This window comes from Halorubrum sp. C191 (genome assembly GCF_002727095.1).
Taxonomy (GTDB): domain Archaea; phylum Halobacteriota; class Halobacteria; order Halobacteriales; family Haloferacaceae; genus Halorubrum; species Halorubrum ezzemoulense.
Genome location: NZ_NHNZ01000005.1, coordinates 1 through 9,605 on the forward strand (window position 1 = coordinate 1; position 9,605 = coordinate 9,605).

9 protein-coding genes and 2 pseudogenes are annotated in these 9,605 nt (G+C 59.3%); 9 read left to right on the plus strand and 2 right to left on the minus strand.

Annotated features, from left to right (window positions below; translation table 11 throughout):
• Positions 1 to 225 (plus strand): annotated as a pseudogene (locus Z052_RS00205) (IS66 family transposase); the annotation flags it as partial.
• Positions 226 to 281: 56 nt separating this feature from the next.
• Positions 282 to 1,331 (plus strand): hypothetical protein, encoded by a 1,050-nt coding sequence (locus Z052_RS00210; RefSeq protein WP_144049937.1) that lies wholly within the window; start codon positions 282 to 284, stop codon positions 1,329 to 1,331.
• Positions 1,332 to 1,423: 92 nt separating this feature from the next.
• Here Z052_RS00210 and Z052_RS00215 read toward each other — a convergent pair whose 3' ends face one another.
• Positions 1,424 to 1,672: a winged helix-turn-helix domain-containing protein gene (locus Z052_RS00215; RefSeq protein WP_099288460.1), complete on the minus strand. Its 249-nt coding sequence runs from the start codon at positions 1,670 to 1,672 to the stop codon at positions 1,424 to 1,426.
• Between the two features lie 205 nt (positions 1,673 to 1,877).
• Between Z052_RS00215 and Z052_RS20690 the strand changes: the two genes are divergently transcribed.
• From Z052_RS20690 to Z052_RS00240, 6 genes are all read left to right on the plus strand, one after another.
• Positions 1,878 to 2,033: a hypothetical protein gene (locus tag Z052_RS20690; protein WP_206746938.1), complete on the plus strand. Its 156-nt coding sequence runs from the start codon at positions 1,878 to 1,880 to the stop codon at positions 2,031 to 2,033.
• Complete coding sequence (locus tag Z052_RS00220; RefSeq protein ID WP_099288462.1) at positions 2,030 to 2,353, plus strand: helix-turn-helix transcriptional regulator; 324 nt, start codon at positions 2,030 to 2,032, stop codon at positions 2,351 to 2,353. Before Z052_RS20690 ends, Z052_RS00220 begins: the two co-directional genes overlap by 4 nt.
• The gene (locus Z052_RS00225) at positions 2,353 to 2,823 is read left to right on the plus strand and encodes a hypothetical protein (protein ID WP_099288464.1); all 471 of its coding nucleotides are present in this window, start codon (positions 2,353 to 2,355) and stop codon (positions 2,821 to 2,823) included. Before Z052_RS00220 ends, Z052_RS00225 begins: the two co-directional genes overlap by 1 nt.
• 92 nt (positions 2,824 to 2,915) lie before the next feature.
• Positions 2,916 to 5,804 carry a helix-turn-helix transcriptional regulator gene (locus Z052_RS00230; RefSeq protein WP_099288466.1) on the plus strand — a complete coding sequence of 963 codons (2,889 nt, stop codon included), beginning with the start codon at positions 2,916 to 2,918 and terminating at the stop codon, positions 5,802 to 5,804.
• Complete coding sequence (locus Z052_RS00235) at positions 5,801 to 6,058, plus strand: hypothetical protein (protein ID WP_099288468.1); 258 nt, start codon at positions 5,801 to 5,803, stop codon at positions 6,056 to 6,058. Before Z052_RS00230 ends, Z052_RS00235 begins: the two co-directional genes overlap by 4 nt.
• Entirely contained in the window at positions 6,051 to 6,701 is a 651-nt protein-coding gene (locus Z052_RS00240; protein ID WP_099288470.1) for a restriction endonuclease, read from the plus strand. Before Z052_RS00235 ends, Z052_RS00240 begins: the two co-directional genes overlap by 8 nt.
• Before the next feature lie 123 nt (positions 6,702 to 6,824).
• Here Z052_RS00240 and Z052_RS00245 read toward each other — a convergent pair whose 3' ends face one another.
• Positions 6,825 to 8,075, minus strand: a complete 1,251-nt coding sequence (locus Z052_RS00245) for an RNA-guided endonuclease TnpB family protein (protein WP_099288472.1) — start codon at positions 8,073 to 8,075, stop codon at positions 6,825 to 6,827.
• Between the two features lie 864 nt (positions 8,076 to 8,939).
• Between Z052_RS00245 and Z052_RS00265 the strand changes: the two are divergent.
• Positions 8,940 to 9,338, plus strand: a pseudogene (locus Z052_RS00265) (IS5/IS1182 family transposase); the annotation flags it as partial.
• Positions 9,339 to 9,605: the final 267 nt, after the last annotated feature.

Genomic DNA, 9,605 nt, shown 5'->3' on the forward strand with positions numbered 1-9,605 from the left:
AACAATGCCGCAGAGAACGCACTCCGTGAGCCAGTGGTTCTCCGGAAAATCATCGGAACGCTCCGTAATGACCGAGGAATGTTCGTTCACGAGACGGTCTTGTCCCTGCTGGCGACGTGGCGCCAGCAGGGACGCAATCCATACGAAGAACTTCGTCGAGTCGTCAGCAATAATGAGGTTATCTCACGGGCTCACGCTGTGCCGGCTGTCGAGACCTCGGGGTAAACACGTACATAAGAGTTAGCAATAGAACTAAGCTGTACGTACGTCACGACCTCACCATGTCAGGAAATTTTGAAGCTAAAGATGAGAAAAATCTCATCGAATATATCGCAGCGTTGTGTGGCTTTTCACGTCTTTCAACAGCACTCCCTGGGCGGGATATCTACCCACCGTATCTATTCGTTGGGGCGTTCAGTGTACTTGATCTGGCAGTCCTCCAGGTCTACGTACACGCTACCGGCGGGACCCACATCCTGATTGAGACCCCAAACACCGCTGCCGGGTATGCGGCGGTATTCTTAGGGGTCTATGGGGTCCGGTATATGTCGAGCGGTTACGAGGAGGCACTTGCCGCGCTCCGAGCACAGGACCGTGTTGATACGGCCGACATCAACCAATTTCAGCGGATATTTAGTTGGCGAACAAAGGTCATCATCTATCTCTGCGCCGTCGTTGTGCTATACGCGAATACTATTCTCAACGTCGGAGTTCCAAACCAAGTGACAGCAATAAATTTTCTCTTTACGTGGGAGTTTGTATTCCTCCCGGTCATCATTGAGTTTGCGTTCACCTACTACGGGATTCACTTCTTATTGCCACGTCGGATCAAAAAGACCGAATTCAATCTGTTCTTTTATGATCCGCGCAACATGGGTGGGTTTGCTGCGGTTGGCCAGCTCCTGAAGCGGTCGTACTATATTTATACGGCTGGACTGATCTTGTTCTTTCTCCTCGTCTACGGGCCAGTACTGCTTTCGGTGGACGGCTACGTGCCCGGCCTGTTTGAGTTGGTTTTCTTTTCGACAGCGTGGTTTGTTGGCCTTCTCTCGATTGGCTATTCGATGTACACAATCCACCAGCTCATGTCGAAAAAGAAGGAGCGACGAATTCGCGAACTGGAGACAGAACTTCATCAAGCAATTGAGAATCCGTACGATATTAACAACTCGAAAGTTGTCGATCAAGACAAATTGGACGATGCGCGACGGCGGCTGAAAGAAGTGCGAGACACACGCGTTTATCCGGCAACGTTCACAATGTGGAGCCAAATTGCGATCAGCGTATTGCTCCCACAACTACTCCAGATCACGGTCCAAACGGCGTTGTAACTGTAGCGAGGATTTGACGAATCCCTGTTTCAGCACAATTCCGGCTTATATCAGAATCTAGAAATATCTCTTCAATCTCTGTCAATTTAGTTTTAATTTTCCGTATCTAAGCGGCCTTCAAGATATGCTTCTCCATCTTTTGTAATGGCATAAACGCCGTTTCCAAGATGGCGAACCAATTCTTCCTCTTCTAGTTTCTTACAGCGACGTCCGATGTACTGGCTCGAATATCGAATTGGTCCTTCATTCATCATTTCTGTAGGGGATCCAGTCTCTTTCTCACGTAGATATTCGAGCACCCTGTCGTCTACCAGCACCATCCAATCACCAGAGCGCCTCATAGAACAATCTCTGTTTGGAACACACCTATTAGAAATGGTTTGAACTAATACGAACCTACACAAACTATAAGTTCCCATAACTACATTGTATTTATACAGAGCCCGAGTGACGAACCCTCGGCTAGTGAGAAAATGTAGGATCCCGGTCGCGGTGGTAGGACACCCGACCGGGTTGGGTTCTGTGCCGTATCACAGAACCATGCTAATGCTGGCAACTGTAGGGCTTAAGCCCTGCGAGACGACCGACGAATCGAGCAAGTACACCGACGGCACCTGCGCACTCTGTTCAGCGCCGGCTGAGGGCGTCGACGCCCAGCGCGGCGTTTCTGTCTGTCGCAACTGCGCGGAGGGCGACGCATGAACGAAGACACCGTCGTCAGCGACCTCGCGAACTGTACCGCGTTCCAGCGCGACCTCCTGTGGGCGCTCTCGCACGATGACACTCACAACGGACGCTCACTAAAAACAGAACTCGACGACTACTACGGCGAGGATCTCGACCACGGCCGCCTCGCCCAGACTCTCGATGCGCTCGTCGAGGGTGACCTCGTCGTCAAGCAGACACACGATGAGCGAACTGCCGAGTACCGCCTCACCGAACACGGTCGCCGCGCGCTGTCCGGCCGCCAAGCATGGCAAGCCGGCCATCGTGGCGATACTACTGAGGAGGAGCACAGCTGATGGCCAGCAACCAGCCGCTAATCGGGGACACCCGCCGACTCGAACGCATTCCCCTCAACACAGACTATCTCGCGTGTCAGGTCTGCGGGCAGACCGTCCGTGAGGGCGACGACATCACCGCCTACGCCTACCGGGCGGCGGGCGAGCCGGCGTACGAGATCGGCTACATCATGTGCGAGGGCGATTGCCACACGCATCCGACCATCTTCACGCGCGGCGTTCGCGAACACGTCGTCACCGGCCATATCGGAACATGTGCGGACGCGCGTACCCAGTCGACAACGTACGTCCTGCTCGATCCGACTGTCGTCGTCACGAGTCCGACGACGACGGCCGACCCACACGTCCATCCGGACACTCCAACTGAGCGCGAGCCCAAACAGACGAGACAGCGGGACCCGACGCCGCTCCTGATCGCGGTTCGGGAACGCGCTCGATCGGACGGCGGACATCAGGAGCGAGGCGAGTGATGCGGGTCGCCGGAAAAGATCCGCGCATCGGTAATGGGTCGCCGCCAGGGGCTCACCAGTGTCGCCGGCGACAGACGGTACGGTGATCGCTGGTGACGACACGCCACCCAGCGGCCCCTGAGCGCGGGGTGCGACTCATCGCCAGCGACTCGAACGCGTCCGCTGCCGGGATCGTCTGTACAGCGGTCTCCCCGCGGCTGACCGAGTGGGTACCGGAGCTTCTCACGAAGCTCCGTCCACGGAGTCAGCGGACCGTCCGCCGCCACGCCACCACCGAGAACCCGTTTCGAGCCAGCGCAGCGATCCTCTCGACGACACTCCCGGAGTGGAACACCACAACGGACACGTGGGGTGACGACACCGCCGAGGCGGTCAGCTACACGCACGCCATCGCGACGCTTGCGCTCACGTACGCCGAAGAAGACGTTGAGTCCCTCTCTGCGTACCACCGGCGGCGGTACACCGACCTCACCGACACTGTCGAGTCCGTCGGGACGGGACGCGGGCCGGTCAACGGTGACCTTGGCGCGCTCGCGAAGGGACCGGTCGCACTCCACCGCGAACTCGACGATCACCCACAGACGCTCACGCTGTTCCTCGATGGAGAGACATGGACGGACCTCACGGACCGTCGGACTGGCGTTCGAGCGCTCGCGGCGATCGCCGTCCTAGCCGATGGGTTCGACGTGCGCGTCGTCGCGTCGCCGGCGCTCCAGCGTGAGCTGACCCGTCGGTACCCAGCGTGGAGCGAGATCCATCTCGGTCTTACTGGCGACCGGGATCGGTCCCACCGAGATCACCGCCGCACTCCAAGCCAACCAGCGGCCGCGGACGACACCCACTCCGCGTGGGCGGCACTCAACGGGCTCGCCAGCACACCGGGGAAACGGCGTCTCCTCGGGAATCTCGACACCGAACAAGAGCGGAGCTACCGCGATCTGGAAGAAGATCACGCGATCGATATCGAGACGGGAACCGTCAGCCGGTACGTGCTCGATCTCGAAGATCGTGGCCTCGTCACGGTCGACCGTCGCGGCCAGCACAACACAGTCTCGCTCTCCGAACGTGGCGACACGGCCGTCAGCCAGTGTCTCGACGCCAACGACGAACTCATCCATCCGAACCAGCGCCAGCTGGATGCCCGTCTTACTGACACCCCTCACGACGCTACAAGTACAGTGTCTCCCCGCCGGGAGGGCCAGCCGGGAACCACCCCGACCGGGATTGATGAATGGATCGCGGCGACTGGTGATCCGGATGGCGACGCCGACTACGTCCAGTGGCTGACCGGCCCCGAGGAATCCCCCGAGACGCAGTCGATCCACCGGCGCTTCACCGTTCCAGCCCACGAGACGGGCATCACGCTCGTCGACGATCAGCCAGCCCCGTTCGACGACGGTCGGGTCACCTATCTCAGCCACCACGCCGAAACGGCGCTCGTCGTCAGCCAGTGGGGTGGCCCCCTGGTTACGTTGGGACGTCTCGCGGCTGCCTTACTCAGCGACAAAGCGCTGAGCAAGATCCTCACCCCATCGCGAGTCGGTCGCGACTTCACCGCGATCCACGACGGCGTCACCGACCGCGATCCGGGGCGAACGCTTCGTCGCGGCCATCAAGTCGGGTGGTTCAGCGAGGACGAAACGACCTACACGGCGTGGCGTCAGCGCGTCGAAACGGTTCGTGACACGCAGCTTGCCCGACTCGCGGCGCTTACGGACAGCGACGACACGGCCGCTCGGAGCGAGCTCTTCGAAGCCCTCCACGGGCTCGTCGCGTCGGCGACCCACCTGTACCACGCGGCGGGTATCGATCTCACCGCTACGATCAGACTCCCGGATACCGACGCAGTTGCGCGGAACCCCACCCGACTCGAGAATCTCTGTGAGTTTCTCAGCAAGACTGTTCCCAAACAGTCTGTCTACGGGATCCATTCAGGGTATCGGATGCTGTTCGAAGAGCGCCCCGCAAAGCTGTGCCGGCGACTTCCCTACGACGTGGAGCCCAACACCCAACTCGATCTCACGATGTCGTGGGTGCTTGCGGGCCCGACAATCACCGCACTCCACGACGAGATCACCACGACCCTCGAACAGGAACTCACGACGGTCCGCGAGGCGATCGCCGACGGAACTGAAGACGCACCCACCCTCGCGATCCCCGTTCGAGACGCGACGACGTACCCCGCCATCCGGCGGGTGCTAGAAGAGGCCGCGATGACCCACGACGTACAGTGGACACCCCGCGAGCGCCAGCGGCTCGTGCGGCGCTGTCTCCGCTCGTTCGGCCCGTCGGACACCCACGGAGCGTGTCCGTACGATGTCGTGGTGAGCCTTCAGCGAGCGCTGAACGAGTCACCCAACCCAACCCCTGCCGCGGTCGAACGCGCGGCGGCCACGCTCCCACCCGAGCGCTTCCGGCCGGATCTCACGCCGACGGCGACGAAGCTGTACGCCGCCCTACTGCGGGCCGACACGCCGATCGGCCGCAGCGAGCTCCTCGACCGCGCAGACATCTCCGCGAGCAGCTATGATCGCCGACTGAGTGACGTTCGCGAACTCGATCGCGTTCGTCCCGTCCAGATAGATGGCCATCGCCGGTGGACGACCACAGCCACACTCACGTCGCGAACGCCACCCGTGACGGCGTGGCTCCCACCAAACAGGGGTACGACAATACCGCTGGTGACGCATCGCGACCCGCTTCCACCAACCGGGCAACAGCACCCGATCGAGACCAAGCGGGGACGCCACCACCCCCAACCCACGCTGCGTATCACCACCCCGAACGGGGCCACCCCACACACTACGTATCCGATGAATCTGCGCCACGAATGCCCGCAGTCGCACCGCACCGACAAGTACCCACCAGACAGCCGAGACACCCACGCCAACGAGACAATGGCAGCCACAGCCTACCCGACGACAGCAGTCGCAACGTCACACCAACAGCCACAGCGCTCGCTCACGAGGACCAACCAATGAGTGACCAATCACTCGATCTGGAGACCGTCATCAGATACGACCGCCCGACAGCGACAGATGGGTCCATCCAAGTTAGCACCGACCGCACCGAAGTCACCGAGGGCTCGCGTGTCCTCCTCGGCTTCGGTGATGATCACGAAGTCACCTACGCCGTGCTCACGCCGAGCGAAGCCCAAACAGTCGCGACCGCACTCGAACAAGCAGCCGAGCGCGCAGCCGCCGCAGACACCCTTGAGGATCCAACCGATGAGTAACAACACCCTCGATCTCACAGCCAACATCGACACGGTCGGCACGCCCGACAGCGAAGACCCAGATCACGATCCAACCAACGGCCGGTGGCTCGAAACCCAGGTGGCCGACGCACTCGACCGGTGGGGGTACAGAACTGCCCGCAACGAGTACTGTTTCGGGCTCGAAACCGACGTGATCGCCCGCCGAGACAGACTGCGTGGGGAGCCGACCGACTTCCTCGTTGTCGAGTGTAAAGACTGGCACCAAGCGCCGGTCCAGCGGGACGCTGTCGAAGCCGTCGCGCTCCGGGCCGCTCTCGCGCGAGCACTGCCCGTGCTTGCTGTCGCCCGCCGCGTCACGGCGAGCGCATGGCAGTTGGCACAGCGCCTCGACGTGCGGATTCTGACCGAACAGGATCTCTTCAAGGACCGGCTCCCGCCGCTCACCGAACGCCGGCCGCCGGGTGGCACGCTCCACGCACGGCGGGAACCGCGCATCGAAAACTTGCGTGACCGACTACCGCTGCTCGTTCACCGTCGGAGCGGGCTGGATATTGAGGCGCCCGTCTTCAATGGGCCGAATCACGGACCGTGTTATGTGCCCGATCGGACGGGCAACGGCGAGTATGTCGACGCTCGCGACACTGACTACGACTTCAGCTAGAGTACCAAATATTAGTTATTTCTAAGAAAGTATTTTATCACTAGAGCCTGTAGTCGCTGATACACATGACCACACCTGACGCTCCCCACGAACTGTGGGAGGGAGACGTGAACCGCCTCGGGGTCAAGCCCCGAGGCTTCCCGTTTCGATGACGCGACTTGCAGGAACCGACGAAGACTGCCCTCCGTCAGTTTCCACATCGGTCGCAGTCTCCACGAGCGTGACTTCGGCCTGTCCCAGACCTAACTCCTGAAGACCGCGAGAAAGAACGTTGTACGACGCATTCGCATCCCTGTCCACCTCAAACCCACAACTTGGACAGTTGTGTTCGCGCACCCACAACGGCTTCTCAGTCTCAACACCACACTCAGCGCATTCTTTCGTCGTACCACGCGGGTTCACCTGGACGACGTGCGTGCCGTGCAGCTCGCCCTTGTACTCCAACATCTCGATGAACCCACGCCACGCAGCATCCTGCTTGTTCCGAGCGTTCCCGCGCTGTTGAAGTATCCCCGAAACGTTCAACTCCTCGACAAACACGGCGTCATACGTCTTGACGAGCCACGTCGTGAGTTTGTGCTGGAAGTCCTCAACCTTCCGCTTGATTCGACGCTTGACCTTAGCGACCTCTCGGCGTTGGGTCTCCCAGTTGTTGCTCCCGTGTTCTTTCCGGGAGAGACTACGCTGTTCCCGACGCAAGCGGTCGTACTCGTCGGAAACGTCGAGCCAGTCCACGCTGTCGCCATCGCTGGTGTAGATGTAGTTGGTGATGCCAAGGTCGATGCCTACGCAGTCCTCAGCACCCAAGTCGTCCACGTCGGGTTTTTCCGGGAGTGCGGTGTCTTCGACTTCAAGACCGAACGTGACGTACCACTCACCGGTCGTCTCCTTTTTCAGAGTGACTTCTTTGATGGTGGCGTTGTCGGGGATGGTTCGGTGGTAGCGGATGGGGATGTCACCGATTTTCGAGAGCCAGAGTGTCGCGTGTCGGCCACTCGTGTTTTTGAGTTCGAAGCCGGACTGCGAGTACGTCATGCTCTGGTACTCTGGCGGTGACTTCCACTTGAGCCACCCGACGTTGTGCCCGTTCTGCTTCTTCTCGGAAAGGTTCGAGAGGTTGTCGTAGAAGCGTTCGACAGTCTTCTGTAACGCCTTCGAGTGGACTTCTTTGAAGACGGGCCATCCGTCTTTCCACTCGGTGAGTCGTTTCTGGTGTTGGTACGTCGAACCGATGTTGTCCTCGCCGGTGTCAAGGGTGTTGTATTCGTAGCGAGTGTGGTTGTAGGCTTGCCGGTGGATGTCGATGTGGCGTTCCACTTCCGCAGTCACACCTGTTCGGTCAGGGTAAGCGCGGAAGCGGTAGTCGTACCACATCGCTGTACCCCGATTATTGCTGTGTTTCAGCTTAATGATTTGGTTGACGAGTTGTCGGCTTCATCCACGGGGTCAAGCCCCGTGGCATTCGCCTCGACAGCCTGTAAATGGCGACCTGCTCTGTGGTGATACACGGGCTTTCGAGCAATTCAAGAGAGACATTGAGGCGGAATTTGACGAGCAGCGTGAGACGCTTCGTCGGCACCAGCGTACGGTTATCGATCGGATAGCGGAGGACGGATTGCGTGGTTGACGAGCGGGTCGTCTCGGTCAAACCCGAACAGATCGAACAGTACTACAGCGAACTCACAGCGCTGAGTGAGAAAGGCGATCCAGACGATCTTGAATAGGCCGTCGAAGAGGCCCGTGAAGACTGCTCAGGAAGTATGTGATTCGAAATACTGTATCGCATCCCAGATACTGAACACTCGAACGCGCCCTTCGTAGTACGTATTCTCTATCACACTAGAGATCGTCTGTTCAGCATGCCGATCGTCCATCAGTATCCCAATCGACTCATGGGAAGTGGAACCTAAAAGCATCACAGCGACAGCAGGGAGTTCCGAATCGGTCTTCCGCAATTTGTCGGGATCTGTTTGTTCCAGTTGTGCCAGCCGTTGATGGACCCGATCCATGATTTCCCCAGCACGCGGTCCATCGTGAACTCGTACTCCGGGTTGGAGGGCTCCCACGAGAGTGATCCAGACCGTCGTGTCTGCCCGATCGACCCAATCAATACTAATGTAGCCTCGCTGTTCAGTGAGTTCCTCAACGACGCCATCGCTCAAGAATGCTCCGTTGAACGCCGGCGCCGTCTGCGGATCGTATCGCTGATTTCACGGGATTTGGACGCCGTCGGGCGATATGGGACGTCTCAAGACCCTCGCACAGACGTTTCACGAATTCGCCACGAACCATGTTGAACAACCAGACGTACCCGCTGTCGCCGACGGCGACAACGGGTACGCCAAGTCCACCAAAATCGCGCTCCTTCTGCTCAAAGAGGAGATCAACAAGCCGCTTCGGAGGCTCGAAGACTATCTCAACGAGATGCCGGGAATTCTCAGTGTGTTTGATCTTGACTCATCGCCGGATTACACATCTTTCAGTGTCTGGGACGATGAATTCCCAATGAAAGAACTGCGCCGCCTGCTCCGCGCCTCCGCGGAGCAGGCGGGGCTCTCAGGCACCGCGTCGATCGACGCCAGCGGCTTTCAGCGTGACCAAGCCAGCTCACACTACCGGAATCGGGTCGGTTACTCGTTGCCTTGTTGAACGCAAGACTGCGTCGGGGTAGGGTCAATAACTCACGGTTTCACGGCGTCAAAGAGTGGTTCTTACACTCAGAAGATGCAGTAGCTGCCGCTGGCGGTGGTCGTCAAAGGGTCAAAACTATGGTACCTTGCTCCCTTGATCAGGTGACGACGGCGATGCCTCTCCCGGATACGTCCGGAGAAAGGGAGCAGGCGGCGAGCCTTAACTCGCCGCCTGCGTCAGGTTATGGATGATGCACTTCCGTGTGAGCTCCCG

Coding starts and splice junctions, on each gene's coding strand:
- Z052_RS00235 (WP_099288468.1), top strand. CDS start 5,801: ATGAGTGACCAATCACTCGATCTGGAGACCGTCATCAGATACGACCGC.
- Z052_RS00240 (WP_099288470.1), top strand. CDS start 6,051: ATGAGTAACAACACCCTCGATCTCACAGCCAACATCGACACGGTCGGC.
- Z052_RS20690 (WP_206746938.1), top strand. CDS start 1,878: ATGCTGGCAACTGTAGGGCTTAAGCCCTGCGAGACGACCGACGAATCG.
- Z052_RS00210 (WP_144049937.1), top strand. CDS start 282: ATGTCAGGAAATTTTGAAGCTAAAGATGAGAAAAATCTCATCGAATAT.
- Z052_RS00215 (WP_099288460.1), bottom strand. CDS start 1,672: ATGAGGCGCTCTGGTGATTGGATGGTGCTGGTAGACGACAGGGTGCTC.
- Z052_RS00225 (WP_099288464.1), top strand. CDS start 2,353: ATGGCCAGCAACCAGCCGCTAATCGGGGACACCCGCCGACTCGAACGC.
- Z052_RS00220 (WP_099288462.1), top strand. CDS start 2,030: ATGAACGAAGACACCGTCGTCAGCGACCTCGCGAACTGTACCGCGTTC.
- Z052_RS00245 (WP_099288472.1), bottom strand. CDS start 8,075: ATGTGGTACGACTACCGCTTCCGCGCTTACCCTGACCGAACAGGTGTG.